The sequence below is a fragment of the Streptomyces calidiresistens genome (assembly GCF_014141525.1).
Lineage (GTDB): Bacteria > Actinomycetota > Actinomycetes > Streptomycetales > Streptomycetaceae > Streptomyces > Streptomyces calidiresistens.
This window is the reverse complement of sequence record NZ_VKHS01001637.1, coordinates 1-381: the sequence shown is the minus strand read 5'-3', so window position 1 is coordinate 381 and position 381 is coordinate 1. Positions and strand designations below refer to the sequence as shown.

The 381-nt window shown below is 65.9% G+C and carries 1 protein-coding gene; it reads left to right on the top strand.

What is annotated here, in order from left to right; genetic code table 11:
* Positions 1–44: 44 nt before the first annotated feature.
* Positions 45–381, top strand: a 337-nt coding sequence (locus FOE67_RS31085; protein ID WP_228474405.1) for a hypothetical protein, incomplete at its 3' end; no start/stop codon positions are given.

Below are 381 nucleotides of genomic sequence, written 5' to 3'. Positions count from 1 at the left end.
GCCGGACCTACCGCAGCGGGGACGTGGCATTTGCATGGGCTGTCGTGTCCGATGCTGGTAGCTATGACATGGAAGTGGCGGGCACCGAGAGCTTTGCCTCGCCGGCCGTTCAGCAGCATGGCGAGGACGTGCGTCTGACCAGGCCGTTGACGGCTGGCACATGGTGGTGGCGTGTGCGCTCGGTGGCAGCGGACGGCAAAACCGGCCCGTGGAGCGATGCGCTTCGTTTTCGCGTGCTCGACATTCCGCTCGATGCCGTACCGACAGCCGAAGTGGAAGCGAGCGATGACGGCAAGCTGCATGCCCACTGGTCGGCGTTGTCGCCCGAACTGGCGGCATCTGGCGCGCGCACGCGTGTGCAATTGGCGGGCGACACAAGCT